This is a genomic window from Vallitalea sediminicola (genome assembly GCF_054408565.1).
Genome location: NZ_BTPT01000034.1, coordinates 108,754 through 129,427, shown reverse-complemented (window position 1 = coordinate 129,427; position 20,674 = coordinate 108,754). Strand labels below are relative to the sequence as shown.

General features: G+C 29.5%; 17 protein-coding genes. 13 read left to right on the top strand and 4 right to left on the bottom strand.

Annotated features, from left to right (window positions below; all coding sequences use genetic code 11):
* Positions 1-115: 115 nt before the first annotated feature.
* The 3 genes from ACX6CF_RS15780 to ACX6CF_RS15770 are packed head-to-tail and all read left to right on the top strand — an operon-like array spanning position 116 to position 2,580.
* Positions 116-1,123, top strand: a complete 1,008-nt coding sequence (locus ACX6CF_RS15780; RefSeq protein ID WP_458786307.1) for an ABC transporter substrate-binding protein — start codon at positions 116-118, stop codon at positions 1,121-1,123.
* Positions 1,098-1,877 (top strand): ABC transporter permease, encoded by a 780-nt coding sequence (locus ACX6CF_RS15775; RefSeq protein WP_458786306.1) that lies wholly within the window; start codon positions 1,098-1,100, stop codon positions 1,875-1,877. The genes ACX6CF_RS15780 and ACX6CF_RS15775 overlap by 26 nt, the downstream gene beginning before the upstream one ends.
* 1 nt (position 1,878) lies before the next feature.
* The gene (locus ACX6CF_RS15770; protein ID WP_458786305.1) at positions 1,879-2,580 is read left to right on the top strand and encodes an ABC transporter ATP-binding protein; all 702 of its coding nucleotides are present in this window, start codon (positions 1,879-1,881) and stop codon (positions 2,578-2,580) included.
* A 42-nt stretch (positions 2,581-2,622) separates the two neighbouring features.
* On the opposite strand, the gene ACX6CF_RS15765 is transcribed toward ACX6CF_RS15770, so the two are convergent.
* Entirely contained in the window at positions 2,623-3,303 is a 681-nt protein-coding gene (locus tag ACX6CF_RS15765; RefSeq protein ID WP_458786304.1) for a Crp/Fnr family transcriptional regulator, read from the bottom strand.
* Between the two features lie 449 nt (positions 3,304-3,752).
* On the opposite strand from ACX6CF_RS15765, the gene ACX6CF_RS15760 reads away from it, so the two are divergent.
* Genes ACX6CF_RS15760 through ACX6CF_RS15740 form a run of 5 tightly spaced genes read left to right on the top strand, consistent with a single transcriptional unit; the run spans position 3,753 to position 8,743 of the window.
* Positions 3,753-4,691, top strand: a complete 939-nt coding sequence (locus ACX6CF_RS15760; RefSeq protein ID WP_458786303.1) for an ABC transporter permease — start codon at positions 3,753-3,755, stop codon at positions 4,689-4,691.
* Positions 4,684-5,499 carry an ABC transporter permease gene (locus tag ACX6CF_RS15755; protein ID WP_458786302.1) on the top strand — a complete coding sequence of 272 codons (816 nt, stop codon included), beginning with the start codon at positions 4,684-4,686 and terminating at the stop codon, positions 5,497-5,499. The genes ACX6CF_RS15760 and ACX6CF_RS15755 overlap by 8 nt, the downstream gene beginning before the upstream one ends.
* A 2-nt stretch (positions 5,500-5,501) precedes the next feature.
* Positions 5,502-6,290 (top strand): ABC transporter ATP-binding protein, encoded by a 789-nt coding sequence (locus ACX6CF_RS15750; RefSeq protein ID WP_458786301.1) that lies wholly within the window; start codon positions 5,502-5,504, stop codon positions 6,288-6,290.
* Complete coding sequence (locus tag ACX6CF_RS15745; RefSeq protein ID WP_458786300.1) at positions 6,287-7,054, top strand: ABC transporter ATP-binding protein; 768 nt, start codon at positions 6,287-6,289, stop codon at positions 7,052-7,054. Before ACX6CF_RS15750 ends, ACX6CF_RS15745 begins: the two co-directional genes overlap by 4 nt.
* A 54-nt stretch (positions 7,055-7,108) precedes the next feature.
* Positions 7,109-8,743 (top strand): ABC transporter substrate-binding protein, encoded by a 1,635-nt coding sequence (locus ACX6CF_RS15740; RefSeq protein WP_458786299.1) that lies wholly within the window; start codon positions 7,109-7,111, stop codon positions 8,741-8,743.
* Positions 8,744-8,895: 152 nt separating this feature from the next.
* On the opposite strand, the gene ACX6CF_RS15735 is transcribed toward ACX6CF_RS15740, so the two are convergent.
* From ACX6CF_RS15735 to ACX6CF_RS15725, 3 genes are read right to left on the bottom strand one after another with little or no spacing between them, the layout of a single operon-like run.
* On the bottom strand, positions 8,896-10,278 hold the full coding sequence (locus tag ACX6CF_RS15735) for an MATE family efflux transporter (protein WP_458786298.1): 1,383 nt from the start codon (positions 10,276-10,278) through the stop codon (positions 8,896-8,898).
* Positions 10,271-12,016 carry an ABC transporter ATP-binding protein gene (locus ACX6CF_RS15730; protein WP_458786297.1) on the bottom strand — a complete coding sequence of 582 codons (1,746 nt, stop codon included), beginning with the start codon at positions 12,014-12,016 and terminating at the stop codon, positions 10,271-10,273. Before ACX6CF_RS15730 ends, ACX6CF_RS15735 begins: the two co-directional genes overlap by 8 nt.
* On the bottom strand, positions 12,017-13,762 hold the full coding sequence (locus tag ACX6CF_RS15725; RefSeq protein WP_458786296.1) for an ABC transporter ATP-binding protein: 1,746 nt from the start codon (positions 13,760-13,762) through the stop codon (positions 12,017-12,019).
* 255 nt (positions 13,763-14,017) lie between these two features.
* Here ACX6CF_RS15725 and ACX6CF_RS15720 point away from each other — a divergent pair, with 255 nt between their 5' ends.
* The 5 genes from ACX6CF_RS15720 to ACX6CF_RS15700 all read left to right on the top strand — a co-directional run bounded on the left by ACX6CF_RS15720 (position 14,018) and on the right by ACX6CF_RS15700 (position 20,623).
* Positions 14,018-14,995: an AraC family transcriptional regulator gene (locus ACX6CF_RS15720; RefSeq protein ID WP_458786295.1), complete on the top strand. Its 978-nt coding sequence runs from the start codon at positions 14,018-14,020 to the stop codon at positions 14,993-14,995.
* 110 nt (positions 14,996-15,105) lie between these two features.
* The gene (locus ACX6CF_RS15715; protein WP_458786294.1) at positions 15,106-15,492 is read left to right on the top strand and encodes a BlaI/MecI/CopY family transcriptional regulator; all 387 of its coding nucleotides are present in this window, start codon (positions 15,106-15,108) and stop codon (positions 15,490-15,492) included.
* Between the two features lie 30 nt (positions 15,493-15,522).
* A complete protein-coding gene (locus ACX6CF_RS15710) occupies positions 15,523-17,646 on the top strand; it encodes a M56 family metallopeptidase (protein WP_458786293.1) in 2,124 nt (707 codons plus the stop codon).
* 46 nt (positions 17,647-17,692) lie between these two features.
* On the top strand, positions 17,693-19,834 hold the full coding sequence (locus ACX6CF_RS15705; protein WP_458786292.1) for a M56 family metallopeptidase: 2,142 nt from the start codon (positions 17,693-17,695) through the stop codon (positions 19,832-19,834).
* A 141-nt stretch (positions 19,835-19,975) separates the two neighbouring features.
* Positions 19,976-20,623 (top strand): hypothetical protein, encoded by a 648-nt coding sequence (locus tag ACX6CF_RS15700; RefSeq protein WP_458786291.1) that lies wholly within the window; start codon positions 19,976-19,978, stop codon positions 20,621-20,623.
* Positions 20,624-20,674 lie beyond the last annotated feature (51 nt).

Below are 20,674 nucleotides of genomic sequence, written 5' to 3'. Positions count from 1 at the left end.
GTGTATCTCGAGATACACTTTTTATTATATTGTTATGTTATAATATGGAAATGTTAGTGATAATGATAATTAATATCAATTAAATTTAATTGTAACATTTGAAAGGGGTATCAAAATGAAGAAATTTATTGTTTTGCTGTTAATAATAGTCATCAATCTAAGTATTATAAGTGGATGTAGTACATCAGAAGTAACGAAGAAAGAGGTCACTGTTGATGATAAGATTGATGAACAAAAGGAGATTATAGTTAAGATAAGCGGACCTAAATCACCAGCCATCATACCATTGCTTAGAATAATAGATACTAATGGACTGGGTGAAAATGTGAAAATAGAACTTAAGCTATATCATAGTATGGAAGAGATGGTTACCATAGCAATGGACAAGGAAAATGCTTTTATGGCTTTGCCAGCGCATACTGCATCTGTTCTATATAATAAGGATATTGATATAAAATTATTGAATGTAGGAATTTGGGGATGTATGTATTTAACATCAATAGATGAAAATTGTGAGGATTGGGCAGATCTAAAAGGTGGAAAATTATATATTCCAGGCAAGAATTCACCACCAGATATGATAACTCAGTATTTTTTGAAAAAGAATAAGATTGAACCGGGAAAAGATATAGAAATCGTATACTCCAACCATACTGAAATCGCTCAATTATTAGAACTAGGAAATATAAAATATGCAATTGATGCAGAGCCTTTTACAACCTTACATAAAGAAACTATTGATGGATATAAAGTAATCAGTGATTATTCAGAGGAATGGAAAAAAACTGAAGGTGAAGAATTTAAACTACCAGCTTTTGGTATAGTTGTAAATGGAGAATTCTCAGAGAATAACAAACAAATTGTAGATAAGTTCAATAAATGCTATGAAGAAGCTGTCAAATGGACTAATGAAAATCCAGAGCAAGCGGAATCATTAGCGGTAGACTATCTAAAAACAAAACCTAGTTTAATAGAAAAGGCAATACCTAATATGTCATTCATCTATGAATCAGCTGAAACAGCAAAAAAGAGTCTGGAAAAATATTTTAATATATTGGTAGATTATAAACCTGAAACTGTTGGAGGGAAAATTCCAGATGAAACTTTCTATTACAAAGAATAATAAAAGCCATAAAATTAGGTATAAGGATATTACCTTAACCATAGTTATTATATTAGTATTGTGGCAAGGATTATCTAGGTTATATCCACCATTAATATTACCAGGTCCAGCATTAACTTTTGGATCACTTTTGGATATTATTAAGGGAGGGAGCTTTTTCCTTGAAATAGGGGTCACATTACACCGGTTATTCATGGGATTATTTGGTGCACTGCTGGCAGGCAGTGTTTTGGGATTCCTTATAGGTATAAATGAAAAAATAAAACGAGTAGTAGAACCATTGATTTATATACTTCAATCAATACCTCCAATATTGTTTATGACACTTGCTATGATCTGGTTTGGTCTAGATGGACAGGCAACAATTTTTATTGTATTTATTGTCAGCCTTCCTATTATGGCTATAAGTATAAAAGAAGGATTTGATAACATTGATATGAAATTAATTCAAATGGGTAAAATATTTCAGTTTTCCAAGTATAAAATAGTAAAAGTGATTATTATACCGTCATTAAAAACATATTTTAAATCAGGATTTATAATACTCATTGGTTTAGGCTGGAAATTAGTTATAATGGGGGAGGTTTTAAGTTCTGGAACAGGACTTGGCTCACAGATTACTGAAGGTAGATTGAACTTAGAAACTAATAAAGTGTTTGCTTGGAGTATGGTTGTCATTATTTTATGTTACTTATCACAAAAAATAATAGATTACGGTTATAAATTAATGGATTACAAAGGGAAGATGACATAATATGCTGAAATTTAATAAGATTGAAAAGTGGTTTAATGATTTATGTGTTTTGAAGGATTTTTCTATGGATGTCAATAGGGAAGAAATAGTTTGTATTATTGGACCATCAGGATGTGGTAAATCAACAGTTCTAAATATTTGCTCTGGAATACTAGAGCCATCAAAAGGAACAATAATAAATAACAGTTCTAATATTAGTTATGTGTTCCAAGAAGATAGATTATTACCGTGGAAGAATGTATATGATAATGTTCATATAGTTAATAGCAATTCCTCTAAAGAGCAATGTTTGGATTTGATTAAAAACGTTGGTTTAGATGGATTTGAAAAGCACTATCCTTCTCAGTTAAGCGGAGGAATGAGACAAAGATGCTCCATTGCTAGAGCTTTCAATTTTGACGCTGATTTGTTATTGATGGATGAACCATTGAAATCATTAGACTATACATTAAGACTTAATATGATTAAACATATATTGAATTTATGGAAGCGTACTAAAAAAAATATAATATATGTGACACATGAAATTGATGAAGCCATTCTTTTAGGAGATAAAATATTAGTTTTATCAAAGAGACCATCAAAGGTAATAAAAGAGTTCAGGATAAGTACATCGAAAGATAAAAGAAAGTTGAATGATGTAAGTCTGGTAGAAATAAGAAACCAAATCATTGGGTTGTTGGAGATGAATTCGTTAAATTAATGAATGGATAATAAAAGCACTAAAGATAGACTTTGTTGAGGACTAGATGTCATCTAGTATAGATTCTAAGCTATCTTTTTTTTGTACTTTAATTTCTTTATTATTTATTTCAATTATTCCATTATCTATCAGAGATTTTAATTCTCTAGATAGAGAAGAGCGAGATACGTTTAGATGCTCTGCCCAAGCTTTCTTGGAGTAAGGCAGATTAATAATATTATCATCAGGTTTAAGATTGCATAATAAAGAATATGCTATTTTTTGCTGAATAGAAGAGTAGGAAAATAATTCGATTTTCTTATTCAGCTTCATTACACTTTTAGCAAAAGTATTCATTATATTATAAGCTATAATACTATCCTTGAATAGTATATCTAATACGCTTTGTCTACTAACCAACATAATATCACACTTTGTTTTGGCAATTACATCGAATTTAGAAATAGGTATATCAGAAAAAGCTAAAGCTCCACCGAAAACTTCTCCCTTATTTTTATATAGAACATTAAAATACTTGCCGGATTTGAGATTATTCTGTACTTCAATACTTCCAGTCAAAACAATGCCAATATAATTAGGGGTTTCATCAGCTCTAAATATAAAATCATTTTTTTTATAAGTAGTTACCTTGTATTTAGTCAGTGATAAAATGTTTATTATTTCATTTTTATCTTTACCTTTGAACAAGGGACAAGATGATAGTATATTAATATATTTTTTCATAGTACACCTTATATAATAAATATCAATATTATTATAATTTCCCTTTCGTAATATTTAATTAACTTAAGATTAATTACCTAATCACAGTTATTAAGCTTCTCATTTATAATGAATAAATTATATCATAATCAAGACAATATAGTAAAGATTATATGATATTTAGGAATTATTTGAGAAGACTATAATTTTTTATCATTGATATTATAAGTTTATAATAATACTTTTTCTATCATAATATGACATAAATATATCAATATATTATTAATTATGATGTGGATATAAGTTTGCGTTTTCATTGAATTCATGGGCGTTTATGGACTAATAGAGTATGAATATCTATAACATTTGGTCCTCTTGCAAATAACCCTTTAGAATTATATAATGACTATCATTATCAACTATATATTATGAAATCAAGAGCTTATATAATATGACAAAGGGTGGGACATATGATAAAAAAGATTGTAGAATTAATTATTATATTAATCGGGGTAAGTATATTATCTTTTACTTTTTCCAATATATCTTCAATTGATCCTGCTGAAGCATTTACTAGAAGAAGTATAGTCAATCCTTCAGAAGAACAAATAAATGAAATAAGGCATAAAATGGGTTATGATGAACCAATGTATATGCAATATATACATTGGTTCAAAAACTGCTTAAAAGGAGATTTTGGAACTTCTTTAGTAACACAAAATCCAGTTTTAGAAGATATACTTGATAAACTGATGGCTACATTAACTATAGTGGGCATGGCTTTTATTTGGATAGTTCTGTGTACTATACTTTTAAGTGTATTAACTGCAATTAATAAAGATAGCATAGCTGACCATATTATTAGGATAATTACGATTTTTGGTATATCATTACCAAGTTTCTGGTTAGGATTTTTATTACTTACCTTGTTAGCAATAACTTTTCCCATATTCAAAGTTGTTGACTATGGAGGAATCAAGAGTATTATATTACCATCAATAACACTGGCTGTACCTATAATCTCATCTTCTGTCAGAGTTCTTAGAGCAACTATATTAAGTAACCTTAGTAAAGATTATGTTCTGTATGCAAGGGCAAGAGGTCTACCTCTGAGAAAGATAATATTTAGACATGTGCTTAAAAATGCATTACCACCAACCATTACATTATTTTTTCAAAATATCGGATTCATGATTGGAGGAAGCGCAATTGTAGAGAGTGTATTTTCGTGGCCTGGACTAGGTAATTATTTTGTGAATGCAATTCTAGGACGTGATTTACCAGCCATTAATGGATGTGTACTTATTATTGCTACAATTTTTATTATTTGTAATTTTATTGCTGAATTCATCAATATCATATTGAATCCTCATATGAAAAATGCTAGAAAGGTAGAAAACTATGGTTAAAAAGATAATTAAGAATAAACAGGCAATGGTAGGTATTACAATGATAATAATAGTTGTTTCGGTAGGATTACTTGCACCATTTATTGCACCTAATGACCCCAATGAAATAAATACAATGATTAAATTTGCACCTTCCAGTGGTGAACATCCTTTGGGGACAGATCAATTAGGTAGATGCTTATTTTCAAGACTTGTTTATGGAGCTAGATATTCATTAGGAATTGCATTTCCAACACTATTGATTCTGGCAGGTATAAGTATGATTCTTGGTACATTTACTGCATATTTAGGTGGATTACTTGATAGAATCTTTACTGTCATATGTAATATATTTATGGCTTTTCCTCCAATCGTAGTTGTATTGTCCTTAGCAGGGCTGATGGGGGAAGGAATCTTCAATATAATAATTTCTGTAGTATTATCTATGTGGGTTTGGCATGTGAAGGTAATCAGAAGTTATGTACTTATGGAAAAAGCTAAAGATTATGTCATAGCTGCAAAAATTGCTGGTTGTAGTAATTTGCAAATAGTATTTAATCATATTTTACCTAATATTCTACCTGTCATGATTGTTTATTTCAGCACAAGTATAGCTGCTTTGATTCTAATGGTATCAGGATATTCATTTTTAGGTATAGGGATAGGATCAGATATTCCAGAGTGGGGATCTATGCTTAGTAGTGCTAAATCATTTATTTCTAAACCAAAACTGATATTCTTCCCAGGTTTTAGTATTTTATTTACTGCAGCTGGTTTTAATCTATTTGGAGAGGCGCTTAGAGATATAGTAACGCCAGATGAGGTGTAATCATGAATAATAATATATTAGAAGTAAAAGAACTTAACATATCATTGAAAGATGATACATCCATTGTAAGAAATATTAATTTTAATGTTAAGAGAAATAGGATACTAGGGATTATAGGTGAAAGTGGTAGTGGTAAAACTATGATATCCAAATCAATAATGAGGTTATTGAATACTAAGAAATTTCATATAACAGGGCAAGTATATTTTAATGAAAAAGACATTTTGAGTATTAAAGAAAAGAATATGCAAAAGATTAGAGGTCAGGAACTATCTCTTATCATGCAAAATCCAATGACTGCATTTGATTCTATGAGTAAGATTGGATCTCAGATAATAGAGACATTAAGAGTTCATTTTGATATATCAAAACAAGAAGCATATAGAAAAGCAATTTTGACTTTGCGTAAAATGAATATAGGTAGAGAAGAAGAAATAATGGATAACTATCCTTTTACATTAAGTGGTGGTATGTTACAACGAATAATGATTGCTTTGACTATTATGCTGGAAAGTGAACTAATCATTGCTGATGAAGTTACTACTGCTATTGATGCATTTAATCAAGCTATGATTCTTGAAGAATTTAAAATATTAAAAGAAAGTGGTATAACAATGATGGTTATCACTCATGACTTTAGGGTTATATCTACCTTAGCTGACGACATCATAGTGTTAAGAAAAGGTGAAATCATTGAAAGTGGAAGTACATTGGATATATTTAATAATCCTAAGCATGAATATACTAAGAAACTGTTGGAAGCAAGTAATTTGATTGGAGAACTGGCATGATTGACGTTAAAAATATTTCAAAGGAATATCAAGTAAAAGATAAAAAGAATAAAAGTTGTACACTTGAAGTATTACAAAACATTGATTTTACTTTTGAAGATAATCATATATATTCATTGATAGGGGAAAGTGGTAGTGGGAAAAGTACATTATCAAGGTTACTTACATATATAGAAAAGCCAACCAAAGGAAAAATATTTATAAATAACACAGAGTTAAGTAGTCTAAGTAAAAAACAATTACGTATGATGAGAACTAATGTACAGATGGTATTACAAGATGCCTCAAGTGCTCTTGACCCTAGACAAACAGTATACAATATTATCGCTGAATCTATAAGGAACTTGACAGATATTGATGGAAGTAGTGAAAAAGACTTTATAGAAAACTTGATTGAAAAAGTAGAACTTCCTAAGCAAACAATGCATTCATATCCTACTGAACTAAGTGGAGGACAGCAAAAAAGAGTTTGCATTGCTAGAGCTATGAGTGTATCGCCACAATTTGTAGTTTTTGATGAATCTGTCAGTGGATTAGATGTAATAGTAAGAAAAAAAGTTTTGGATCTATTATTAAAACTACAACGAGAGTATAAAAGTACATATTTATTTATAACTCATGACATTGATGTTGCCATTTACATGTCAAGAGATATCATGGTAATGAAAAATGGAAAAATAGTGGAACATATAACAGATTTAAAGTCATATAGTGATTTTCAACACGAGTATTCAAAAATGCTAATAAAATCCCAGTTAAATTGATAATCATTAATATTATACAAGGGATTTTTAGATAAAACATCAGGAGGAAAAACAATGAAATTATTAAAGAAAATGAGTGCTACTGTTTTAGGTATTATTTTATCTATATCATTAATTACAGGGTGTTCATCAACAACTAAGGAAAATTCTAAGAGCAGCAAAAAGGATATTACTTTATGTGAAAGCTGGAATTTTGATACAGGATTTTTTACAGTACTTTCACCTAACAACATTGGTAGCAACTATGGACCCTTGAATTATTTATGTAATTTCTATGAAACTTTAGTTCAGTATGAAGATGGAGAGATTGTGCCTGGTCTAGCTAAGGATTGGGAAATATCTGATGATGGTCTTGTATACACTTTTAATTTGAAGAAGGACATAAAATTTTCTGATGGAGAATATTTCAATGCAAAAGTTGTCAAGCTGAATCTAGATAATATTCCAAAAATGCTAGGTGATTTTAATGGTGCCTATGGCGCCACGACTACATTAATAAAAGAAGTTAAGGTCGTAGATGAATATACAGTTGAAGTTAATCTATCATCACCATATTATGGAGCTTTACAAGATTTTACTTTGTTGTTACCTATGGGAATGATGTCACCTAATGCATATAATGAAGATGGTACTCTTAGTGAAATGACTAAGATAAAAACATTAGGAACTGGACCGTATATGTATGATGGACAAAAGGATGGAGAAAGTTATGTATTCGTAAGAAATAATGAATATAATAGAAAACAGCCAGATGTAGAAAGTTTTAGTGTCAAGGTCATTCCAGATAATGATGCAAAAATTCTTGCTCTAAGAAGTGGGGAAATAGATGCAATTATAGGCTCACCTAATATTTCTTATGATTCTTTTAATGAACTTTCAAGTGATGATAAATATAAAGTCAAAGTGTCAGATGCAATAGTTCAGACAAGGCTCATAGGATTTAATCTTTCTGAAAAACCATTTGAAGAAAAAGCTGTTCGTCTTGCGATTAATCATGGGATTAATAAAGATGAGATTAGTGAGAATCTATTCTATGGTATAGAACAAAAAGCGGATGGGGTATTAGACAAGTCTCTACCATATTGTGATGTTACTGTAGAGCAATATGAATATGACCCAGAAAAAGCTATACAAATCCTTGAAGATGCAGGATGGATTGATTCAGATAGGGATGGAATCAGAGAAAAAGATGGGATGAGATTAGAGGGCGAAATAGTATACATTAGTGGTATGGCTATGATAGAAGATTTAAGTCTTTCTGTAGCTCATTATCTAAAAGCTATTGGTATGGATGTTAAGGTGAAAGGTATGGAAATGATGGCTCAATTTGGAGTAATCGCAAGTGGTGATTTCACTATGGCAATGCAGGTAACCAATCCAATACCATATGATCCATATTTATTTATGACTAGAGTCAATCCAGATCCTTTGAGAGATAATTTATTAGCTCAAGGATTGAAGCATATAGATAATGCTAGTGAGATACTTAATGAGCTTACTTGTATGACTGATAAAAGTAAAATACAAGAAACTTATGATTTTGTGTTAAAAGAGATTAATAAAAATGGGGCAATAATTCCTTTGACAAAAGTTAAAAGTCTTGGAGTATTCAATGAAGAGGTTATAGAAGATTATAAGTTCTTTGGGCATCCTGATTTGCCGAATGTTGCTAATATTAGGTTGAAGTAAGTTTAAAACATAAGGGTATAAACTAAAGATTTATAGGACAACGGAAGTATAGTGATACCCTATATAGTGATAATCACCCTATATGTTTCTCACATACTTCCGTTGTCCAAATAACTATTACCGACCTGCACTTTTAACCCTAGAACATATCATCAAACAACCATAGTCTTTAATTCAACACTATCATTTTTAACACTCTGACCTAATTCTTTTTCTATCTTAACAGCAAAAACTATAGTTACCACAGTTGTCAATATATCAGCTACTGCCTGAGAATATATAATTCCATCAAGACCTAATAATGAGGGCAAAATCAATATTACTGGTATGAAGAATATACCTTGTCTTCCTATGTTAAGTATTCCACCAGATACAGCTCTACCAATGGCTAAATATAATGTGGAATATGTGAACTGAAATCCAAATGTAAAGAACATTATAGTATTGGCTCTCAGTGCTTTTACACCGATTCTAATAACCTCAGTATCTGAACTGAATATTGAAATTATAGGTTTAGCAAAGACAAAAGTTATAATGGTCCATGCTATACAAAAGAGTGTTGTCCACTTAATAGTGCTTTTGGTAGCATCTTTTAACCGACTAAGATTTTTTGCACCATAACTATAACCTGCAATAGGCTGAAAACCTTTCATGAAACCAAATACAACATTAGTACCAAGAGTAATTATCCTAAGTACAATCCCTATTGCAGCTATAGCTTGATCATCATAAGCCTTAGCAGCTCTAGCTATCAAGCTCATAGATAAACTGCAAAGAAGTTGTAATAGCAACATTGAAATACCGATCTTGATTATCTGTGCATAAGTATCTTTTTTAGGAGTAAAGTTGGATAATGAGATTTTGAGGAAACTTTTACCGCTAACAAAGAACCTTATATATATAAGCGATGTAACAATCTGAGAAAGTAAAGTAGCTATTGCAGCACCTTCGACTCCGAGATTAAATGTATATATAAATAATGGGTCTAAGATCATGTTGAGTACTGAACCGCTAATCATTGCAGTTAAAGATATATTAGCGGCACCTTGTGCTACAGCTAGATTACCAGTAGCAACATTCACAGTGCTGAATAACATACTAATGATGAATATAGTCGCATAACTCTTGGCAAAAGGTAATATCGTTTCAGTAGCTCCCATAAACAATAATACAGGACCTAAGAAAATGAATATTGATATAACTATGAGAACACCAATCATCAAGGCACTGAACAATGCAGTTGAAGCCACTTCATTGGCTTTTTTAATATTTTTGGAACCGAGTAATCTAGATATATAGGAACCACCACCAGTCCCGAATGTCAGTCCAATACCTGAGAAAATCAGAGATATTGGGAATGCAACCGTAACAGCTGCTACTTGACTTATGCCAAGACCTGATACAAAGTATGTATCTACAACGTTATATAGTGCTATGACAAGCATACTTACTACCATTGGTATGCCAAGTTTAAATAATGATTTAGTTATATTACCTTCACTCATTAATGTGATTCTATTATTATTTTTACTCATATAGAGCATCTCCTTTCACAATCCATTCACTTGCTGCTTCTTGTTCTTTAACCATTCTGTAATAGTGACCTTTTTGTTTCATTAAAATTTTATGGTTACCTATTTCTTCAACCTTACCATCGTTTAATAGGATTATCTGATGAGCATTGCGTATCGTATTCAATCTATGAGCAATTACAAATACAGTTTTATCTTTCATTAATCTGTCTAAGGCATTATTGATTTTTGCTTCATTATCTGGATCAAGGGAAGCAGTTGATTCATCTAACAATAGGATAGGTGCATTTTTGAGAATGGCTCTTGCAATTGCAATACGTTGTTTTTCACCACCTGAAAGAGAAGTGCCTCCTTGTGCAACCATAGTGTTATAACCATCTGGTAGCTTTTTGATAAAGCTATCACAATTAGCTAGTTTTGCAGCTTCAATAACTTCTTTGTATGTAGCGTTAGGTCTGCCGATTTTAATATTATTAATAATTGTATCATTAAGTAATACATTTTCTTGGAAGACTGCACTGATATAACGGAGTAAATGATCTGGATTAAGATCTTTTATATCTCTGCCGCCTATTTCTATTGAACCATTTGTAGGGTCCCAAAAACGTGCTATCAGATTAGTGATAGTTGATTTTCCAGATCCAGAAGGACCTACTAGAGCGGTAATACTCTTTTCTTTTGCTATAAAATTGATATTGTGCAGAACTTCTTTTCCAGATTCATACGCAAAATCAACATTTTTAAAAGATACTTTATAATTGTTTAATATAAAATCATCATCTGAGTATGAAAGGGGTTTATAGTCAAATGTGGTTTTAAGATTACTAGTAGCGAGCTTTAAATCATTTAACATTATATAATAGTGCTCAAAAGATATAAGGAGAGCAGAAAGGGCTAGACTCATTATCATGAATGCAACAAAAGATTCAGAGGTTAGATCATGTCCAGATACCATATAACTTCCTAATAATAATATTAATGGAGTTAAAAAACTGACTATGATTACATACATGCAATTGGGTATTGCCATTTTATATTCTGTTTTGATACTTAGTTTTCTTGTGTCTTCTAGAGTATTGATTAGACGTTCAAAGTGGGTATCTGTAAGATTATGGGATTTGAATACCTTGAATCCTTTTATATACTCAATTACGACTGAGATCATGCGTGAACCAAGACTACGTTTTTCTTTTCCGTATTTCTTTACCATGAGATTACTCCAATGTAGTATGGGAAAAGAAATGAGTATCACCAAACATTGTGATAAAGCTAATTGCCAGTTTATGAAAAACGTACCAGTGATGATTAGTGCAACCAGTGTAATTGTTTTTATGCAGAATGGCAGTGCATGTGAAAGAACTCCTTCAAAACTAGCAATGTCATTAGTAAGTGTATTCATTAAATGACCGATACTGTTCTTATTAAAATATCCAAGATTAAGATTACATATATGTTCACCAAGATCCACTCGAACATCATGTGCAACATCAAAACCTCTAATGAAACACAATAGATAACCTTTGCGATATACAATAATACGGTAAATCACACTTAGAGCACAAATTATTGTATATATTATTATCTTGGATTCAGTTAGAGTATTATTTAGTAATTCTACTACTGTTAAGTACAAAATAAAATATAATGCCATACTTCCTATGGCATCAATCAATGTTAAAAAGATAGGAAGATAAAGCTTTTTCTTATTGTCTTTTAATAGCCAGTTAATTGTTTTAAGCATCTAAACGGCCTCCTTTTGTGATGATTGTATATAAGCATTCCACATTGTCTGATAGATTCCACTAGACTGTAATAAGTCTATGTGTGTACCTTGTTGTGCAACTTTTCCTTCATCAAAGACAACAATATTATCAGCATTAATTATTGTATGAAGTCTATGAGCAATCATTATTGCTGTTTTGTCTTTTAATAAATTAGATAGGGCAAGTTGAATTTTATGTTCATTTTCTATATCTGAAAATGAAGTTGCTTCATCAAAAATAACTATTGGAGAGTTTTTCAAGATTGCACGTGCTATTGCGATACGTTGTTTCTGACCTCCAGAAAGTTTGATTCCTTCAGAGTCTCCTAGTCGAGTCTTATAACCTTCAGGTAAACTTATTATAAAATCATGAATCATAGCTCCTTTAGCGGCTTCTATAACTTTTGAAGATTCTGTATTACTACCCATTGCTATATTTTCAAATATGGTATCATCCATAATAAATATATCTTGAAATACAAAAGCAGTAGTATCCATTAATGAATTAGTTGTTAAATCTTTGATATTAGTATCATTAATTCTAATTTCACCTTTATTAACGTCGAAGTATCTTCCAATCAATTGAGCTGCAGTAGTCTTACCAGCTCCAGAGGCACCAACAAATGCTGTAAAGCTACCAGCTGGTATGTTGAGATTCACATTATTAAGTATAGATGTATCTGAGTAGGAAAAAGACACATCATTAAAGCTGACACTATAACTCTCCTTCTTTGGAAGAATCATATTTCCTTGAGATATAGGTTCTAGATTCAATATTTTTTGAACATGGGTCAATCCGCTTTTTAACTCCATGATTCCCATTCTTATATTAATAAGATTAAAGAATGCACTAAAAAAACACATTGATAACAGTATAAATAAAAGATAATTTCCAAGAGAGAGCATTTCATTTATATACAAAAAACCCCCAATAGGTAATGTGAATAAAATAGCTGAATCAAGGATTACAACAGTGACTGCTATTGGAGCACAAGATTTTTTTGCCATCTTTTTAAGACATGATGTATATAGCCCCAACGAATTAGTATATCTTTTAAAGTGTTTAGCGGATAGATGATACATTTTTAGAACTTGCATACTGGATACCATCTCATTGACTGATGCGTTAACAGAAGATATGGTATCGGCAAATTCTGTTGTTAATTCTGGATATCCTTTCATGATTTTCATTGGTATGACAATGCCAAGAACAGCTGGTATTAACATGCATATTGCCATTATTGGTTGAATAATGAGAAGTAGTATAAATAATATGATAGGTACAACAAATGATTGAGCTAGATCTATGAGGTTATGACCTATAAAATTCTCTAATCTTCCAATGTCATCAAATAAGGCTGTTTTTATATCACCTTGAGAATTATCGTTGAAAAATCCTAGTTTTAATTTTGACATATACCTAATTACTTTGATCCTTAGTTTATGCATTGTATTAAATGCTGATAAATGAGCACAAAGACTAGCCACTGATAATAACAAAGATTTTAATATAACTGAAGCAATACTAATGATTGCCCAATAAATAATAAATGTAAAATTAAATCCAGTTTGAGTATACTCATAGATTATTTGGTATATTGCAAGGTATGGTACAAAAGATAATGCAGAGCATATGACTGCAAGTAATAATCCTATAATTAATTTAATGCGTTCGCCTTTTAGTAAAGAATATAGATTATTGAATAAAGATTCTTTTTTATTCATTTTTAGGCTCCTTTCTTAATTGAGAGTTATTATCAAAATCTATTGATGTTTATATTATAGCTTTTTTTATAGTAATTACAATATACTAGTATCTAATAAAATTGATTTTGAATAAACGGTGTAAAAGCTTTTCAAATCAACATTTAATGACGGTTTATAGAGTGTAAATATGATAATATTATGATATAATTATGGTATTATATGATATAAAATTATGATAGAATGATATTAGTGTTTTCATAGGAGGAAAATTAAATGATAGAGACAATACATGAATACTATTCGGTGTTAACGGAGCAGCTTCCATTTACAATGGTGTACGAATGCTCACAGAAAGGTGATTATTTTTATAGAATGGAACCAGAATATGGTGAAGGGAGTCTAAGGCTTATTTCATTTAATGACATGTTCATGGTAATTATTGCAGATTATACACCAAAAGATAATCTCGAAAAAGTATCAGAAATCACTCAGAGTTATGTAGAGATCAGTCAATTTGAAACAAGTTCCAGTTCTTTCAAAGTGGGTAAACAAAAGGTTAAACCAGTTAAAAAAGGTATATGCTGTTATATCAATAATAGTAAAAAAATATACGTATATTGCAAAAAAGGAGAGCCTGTACGTTTTACAAAAGTAATAATATCCAAAGAATATTATGATGATTTTTTACAAAAAAGATATGGAGATAGTTATCAGGGGGCTAAAAATGCAGTAAGATTTCTATCATTAAGCCCTAATCAACCAGAGCTTAATTTTATATTCCAACAAATAAAAAGTTCCAGGGCAAAAGGTTCGTCCATGAATATATATCTAGAAGGTAAGATACTAGAATTATTAGCTCTTGCTACTTATAATTATGAGCAAGCGATTAAAACTGAGCCTATACATGTGAAACTTAGTAATAATGATGTAAGATCTTTGAAAAAAGTAATAGAGTATATGAATAAAAATCTAGCTAGGTATCCATCAATTGAGGACTTATCAAAGCTTGCAAGCATGAGTACTACTCGTTTTCAATTAGCTTTCAGAAAAACATATGGAACTACTGCATATGAATATCTGAAATCGCTACGAATGAATCAAGCTTTACTTCTTTTGCAAGATTCTAATTATAGTATACAGAACATCGCAAAGGAAGTAGGTTATAATAATGCAGGACATTTTGCAGGTATATTCAAAAAAATGTATGGTATGACACCAAAAAAGTATAGAGACATGCAAGATATATTGTAATTAAAAAAAGTTGTATTAAAATTATAAAAATATCTTGACATTTTAAATCTACAAGTGTAAACTGAATAATAGATTTACGCGTGTAGATTTAAAAACAGGAGGTTTATTATATGAAAAAGAATATTCCTAGTATCTCTGATTCAGAATTAGAAGTCATGAAATTAATATGGTTCAAGAACCCTATTACTTCTGATGAGATAATAAATAGTTTATCTGAAAAAATGAGTTGGAATCCACAAACTATTAAGACTTTTATAACCAGGCTGGTTAAGAAGAAAGCTATATCTTATAACAGGGTAGGACGCAATTATTTATATTATCCTATTGTTACTCAAAAGGAATATGTAAAGGTTGAGAATAAGAGTTTTCTTCAAAAAATTTATGATGGTGCTGTTGATAGGCTGGTTTATAACTTCATTGAACAAGAGGATCTATCAGAAGAAGATATTGATAAACTTCAAAAGATGTTAGAAAACAAGAAAAAAGATAAGCATTAAGAAATAAGTATTCCAAAAGGAGTAATAGCTATGGATATTCTTAATATGATATTCACGAATGTACTATTAGTCACATTCACATCAAGTATAATAGCAGTAATAATACTCTTGATCAGATATCTATTGAAAGCAAAAATTAGTATACGATTTAACCAGATACTATTAAGTTTTATTTTATTAAGATTCTGTATGCTTATAGTACCAGAAAGTTCTATAAGTATACTAAACCTATTGCCCCAATATGGTGCAGAAAATACTATATCAGAGAGTTTGTCCACTATACATCCCAATATAGAAAATAAACAAACTCTAGGAAATAGTACAGAAAAAATAACACAAGTTAATTATATCAAAAATACTGATGAACGTCTAGATTCGACTATCAATACAACACATGTTGAAAAGAAAATTAGTATTACTAACATACTATCAATCATATGGTTAGCTGGATTATTAATAATCCTAATTGGTGCAATTTTAATACAGGGGAGATTCACTTATAGATTAAAATCATGTGAACGAATAGATGATAGTGAGTTACTAATTATTATGGAGAGATGTAAAAAGATATTAGGTATAAAAAGAAATGTAAACATATATATGGGAGATAATTTTAAAAGCCCATTCATAACAGGTTTATTTAGACCTAGTATATACATTCCTAAGCAGATGATTAATGTGGATCAAGAACATTTTCAACATGTGATTTTGCATGAACTTGCTCATTATAAGAGAAAAGACCTAATTTACAATATATTTAGCGTTATAGCTATAGGTATTCACTGGTTTAATCCGATAATATGGAAAATAACTTTGGTTATTAAATCAGATATTGAACTGGCTTGTGATACATATGTTCTTGATAAATTAGGGGAAGATAATGCAATATCTTATGGGGAAAGTATATTAGTTGTAACACGATTGTTTCTATCAAGACGTAATCAGATAGGATTAGCTTGTTATTTCAGTAATACAAAGAAACAGTTGGAGAGGAGAATTATAATGATTAATAAGTTCAAGAAAAATACATATAAATTTACAGCACTATCATTAATGGTAGCATTATTGATAGGAGGTATAGTGCTTACTAATCCAGTAAGTGCTAGACAAAAAAATGATAAGATGAAAGATTCTATAGATAATCTGGAAGTTGATGAGAATAAGGATATGATGGATGATATCTTAGTTAAATTATATTGTAACAGGTATAACAAGTTGGATAGTTTTATTGATAATGTAGATTTTGATTTTATGGTGCCGGACTATGTACCACAGAACAATTATTATTTGGGCGAATTAGCTTGGTTTCCACATGATGAAAGAGCTAGATTGTTTTATGATAATGATAATGGATTTTTCCTTGATATTATGATATTTCAAAAAGATCCAGATGAATATTTTGGCAATAGGACAGTAAAAGTAGATAGATATCCAAGTAGTATAGAAGGGATAGAGGGCGAAATATTAGTTACTAAGTTTGGTTCTGAGACTACTAAACATTTTATATATAAGAAAAAGGATATATATTATGTCATAGATTATCAAAAAGTTAATGGAGACAACAGTATTAAAAGTGAGATATCATTATCAGAAGTTGCTGAAATAATTAAATCTCTAAAAAATCCAGAAGATGTTGATAAAAGTATCTTTGATCTACCTAATATAGATTTTTGTGTGTATAGTATGGAAGATATGGAAACAGCTAGAGAAATTGTAGGATTTGATTTTAAACTACCTATTGATGATTTTTTAGGTAAATATACTACAATTCAGGCTTCAGAAGATAGAAAAGATATAAATCTGAATTTTGAAGGTGGCTTCAACCTAGTACAAACACAGGAAATTCCTTATTATTATAATCAATTTACTAAACTTGGTAAATTAGAGATAGCTGATTCTGAAAAGGTTTGGTTTGAAAAGGTGGAAGGTAATTGGGAATATATCAATAATAGAAAAGTGTTGAAAGTAATCTATACGTGTGAGTTATTCGGAAATCAGACAGAACCAGATAGAGACATTGAGTATATCTGGTGTGATAATGATATATATTATTGTGTTTCATATAATGGTTATACTAGTCCAATAGATATTGAAAAGGCAATGGAACATATTATGGACTCAAAGACTTTTGATGAGATATCTAATGTAAAGTAGTATCAATTAACATTAAGAAATAAGTATTCCAAAAGGAGTAATAGCTATGGATATTCTTAATATGATATTCATGAATGTACTATTAGTCACATTCACATCAAGTATAATAGCAGTACTAATACTAATAATCAGATATCTATTAAAAGCAAGAATAAGTATTGGATTTAACCAGATACTACTAAGTTTTATTTTATTAAGATTCTGTATGCTTATAGTACCAGAAAGTTCTATAAGCATATTAAATCTACTGCCCCAATATGGGGCAGAAAATACTATATCAGAGAGTTTGTACACTATACATCCCAATATAGAAAGTCAACAAACTACGATAGATGATATAGGAAAAAAAACACAAATCAAGTATAACCAAAATACTGATAAACATTTAGATACTCCTAATATTAATATAGCACAGGTCAAACACAGATTTAGTATTATTAACATACTATCAATGATATGGTTAGCGGGGTTATTAATAATCTTAGCTGGCTCAATAATAATACAGAAGAGATTTATTATTAGATTAAAATCATGTAAACAAATAGATGATAGCGATTTAATAATTATAATAGACAAGTGTAAAAAGATATTAGGTATCAAAAGAAATATAAATATATACATGGGAGATAATTTAACAAGTCCATTAATAACAGGTCTAGTTAGACCCAGAGTATATTTTCCTAAACAGATAATTAATGTGAATCAGGAGCACTTTCAACATGTGGTATTGCATGAACTTGCCCATTATAAGAGAAAAGACTTAATTTACAATATATTTAGCGTTATAGCTATAGGTATTCACTGGTTTAATCCAATAATATGGAAAATAACTTCTATTATCAAATCAGATATAGAACTAGCCTGTGATACGTATGTTCTTGATAAATTAGGAGAGGACAATGCAATATCATATGGGGAAAGTATATTGGTTGTTACACGATTGTTTCTAGCAAGGCGTAATCAGATAGGATTGGCTTGTTATTTCAATAACACTAAGAAACAGTTGGAGAGGAGAATTATAATGATTAATAAGTTTAAAAAAAATACATATAAATTTACAGCACTATCGATAATGATAGCATTATTAATAGGAGGTATAGTGCTTACTAATCCAGTTAAAACTAAAGCACAAGAACCTAAAATTGAAGTTGTTGAAAATAAGGACCTAGTGGAAAATATTATTGAGCCTCGATATTATAAAGAATATAATGATTTGGATAGACTTTTAAAAGATGTCAATTTTAATATTATGATTCCAGAATACATAACAGAAGGTGATTATAAGATAGAATGTATTCAATTCATTCAAGAAGAAAATAGAATTAACTTCTTCAATAGTATTAATAATGGATTTTACTTTAACATAGATATATCTAAAACACACCCTGAAATCTATTTAGTAAATAAGATGTATAATAGTAATCCATCTATAATAAACAGATATATTACAAATTATGAAGGTGTTGAAGGTGAAGTAATAGAAATTAGTATTGGTGGTAAAACATTAACCAAACATAAACATTTTGTGTTTGAAAAGGATAATATTTATTATGATATAGAGTATAACATTGTTGATCAGGATAATAATGTTATTGGTGAATTGAATTTATTAGAAGTTGCTAAAATGATTAAATCTCTAAAAAAACCTGAAGATATTGATAAACATAATTTTATAACTCCTTATAAAACAACACATATATATAAAATGGAAGATATGAAAGAAGCTAGGGAAAATATTGGATTCGATTTTAAATTTCCTATAGATAATAAATATAGGTCTATAAGTATCATAAATGATAAAATTATATTAATTAGTGATAGTGAGTATAACTATAGGTTATCAATAGAGAAGAAAGCACCGTATTATTATAATCAATTCAATGAACATGGTAAAATTAACAATGATAATGAAAAAATGATTAAAAGATTAGAAGCAAATTGGGAATATATAAACAATAAAAAAGTGTTAAAATTAATAACAACCTTTAATAATTCAGATCAACGACCATTTGAAAAAACAGCGGATGAGAATATTCAATTTATATGGGAAGATAATGATATCTACTATAATGTTATATTTTCTTCATTAACAAACAATTATAATAAAACTGAAATGGAGAAAATAATTAAACATATTATGGATTCAAATAGTTTTGATGAGATAATAAAAGAAAATAGTATGAATTAAATAATATCTTACTTGGGGTGGAATTTCTTGAATTTCACCCCTTTATTTTTTGTTTTTCTATCTTGATTGCAATATAATTAACTCTAATGTATCATATTAAAATAGAGTTAAAAGTCATTAACTATGGAAGGATATTAGCTTATGATAGATAATAAATTTATTGAAGAAATCAAGAAAAAGGATTTGGATATATCTGCACTCGCAAAAAAAACAATAGATGATAAAGAATATAGAGATATGGTAGTGTTGTATTTGATGACTTACAAAGAAATTATGGTTTATTACCACAGTTATTATATATTAGCATATGCAAGTGAAATAAAACCAGAATTGTTCTATGAATATTGGGATGATTTTGCTTCCCTGCTTAGTCATAAAAATTCTTATCATCGTGATATTGGAATGATATTGATTGGGAATCTAATAGCCGTTGATACTAATAATAAACTAGAGGATGTTTTTGATGAATATATTAAGTGTATTGATGATGAAAAATTTATGACTGCTCAATGCTGTGTTAGAAATCTGAAAAAAATAGTTAAGTATAGAGAAGACATGATAGGAAAAATAGGTAATATGGTACTTCACATAGAAGATATAACATCATATACAAAAAAACAGACAGAATTACTAAAATATGATATTTTAGATCTTTTGGATTCGATTTATGATAAAGCACAAGATAAGACGGAAATTAATCTATTTATTAATGATTGTATAGAAAGCATTAGTCCTAAAACAAAAAAAATGGCTAAAAAATTGAACAATAAATATAATATTATTATATGAAATCCTTATTAAGGATAAGGAAATTAAAGTGAGATGGTTATAGATTTCCTA

Bases quoted from the DNA above. Each gene is read 5' to 3' on its own strand.
- ACX6CF_RS15780 (WP_458786307.1), top strand. From the start codon at position 116: ATGAAGAAATTTATTGTTTTGCTGTTAATAATAGTCATCAATCTAAGT.
- ACX6CF_RS15735 (WP_458786298.1), bottom strand. From the start codon at position 10,278: ATGAGTAAAAATAATAATAGAATCACATTAATGAGTGAAGGTAATATA.
- ACX6CF_RS15720 (WP_458786295.1), top strand. From the start codon at position 14,018: ATGATAGAGACAATACATGAATACTATTCGGTGTTAACGGAGCAGCTT.
- ACX6CF_RS15705 (WP_458786292.1), top strand. From the start codon at position 17,693: ATGGATATTCTTAATATGATATTCATGAATGTACTATTAGTCACATTC.
- ACX6CF_RS15770 (WP_458786305.1), top strand. From the start codon at position 1,879: ATGCTGAAATTTAATAAGATTGAAAAGTGGTTTAATGATTTATGTGTT.
- ACX6CF_RS15725 (WP_458786296.1), bottom strand. From the start codon at position 13,762: ATGAATAAAAAAGAATCTTTATTCAATAATCTATATTCTTTACTAAAA.
- ACX6CF_RS15755 (WP_458786302.1), top strand. From the start codon at position 4,684: ATGGTTAAAAAGATAATTAAGAATAAACAGGCAATGGTAGGTATTACA.
- ACX6CF_RS15710 (WP_458786293.1), top strand. From the start codon at position 15,523: ATGGATATTCTTAATATGATATTCACGAATGTACTATTAGTCACATTC.
- ACX6CF_RS15730 (WP_458786297.1), bottom strand. From the start codon at position 12,016: ATGCTTAAAACAATTAACTGGCTATTAAAAGACAATAAGAAAAAGCTT.
- ACX6CF_RS15745 (WP_458786300.1), top strand. From the start codon at position 6,287: ATGATTGACGTTAAAAATATTTCAAAGGAATATCAAGTAAAAGATAAA.
- ACX6CF_RS15715 (WP_458786294.1), top strand. From the start codon at position 15,106: ATGAAAAAGAATATTCCTAGTATCTCTGATTCAGAATTAGAAGTCATG.
- ACX6CF_RS15760 (WP_458786303.1), top strand. From the start codon at position 3,753: ATGATAAAAAAGATTGTAGAATTAATTATTATATTAATCGGGGTAAGT.
- ACX6CF_RS15700 (WP_458786291.1), top strand. From the start codon at position 19,976: ATGATAGATAATAAATTTATTGAAGAAATCAAGAAAAAGGATTTGGAT.
- ACX6CF_RS15750 (WP_458786301.1), top strand. From the start codon at position 5,502: ATGAATAATAATATATTAGAAGTAAAAGAACTTAACATATCATTGAAA.
- ACX6CF_RS15765 (WP_458786304.1), bottom strand. From the start codon at position 3,303: ATGAAAAAATATATTAATATACTATCATCTTGTCCCTTGTTCAAAGGT.
- ACX6CF_RS15775 (WP_458786306.1), top strand. From the start codon at position 1,098: ATGAAACTTTCTATTACAAAGAATAATAAAAGCCATAAAATTAGGTAT.
- ACX6CF_RS15740 (WP_458786299.1), top strand. From the start codon at position 7,109: ATGAAATTATTAAAGAAAATGAGTGCTACTGTTTTAGGTATTATTTTA.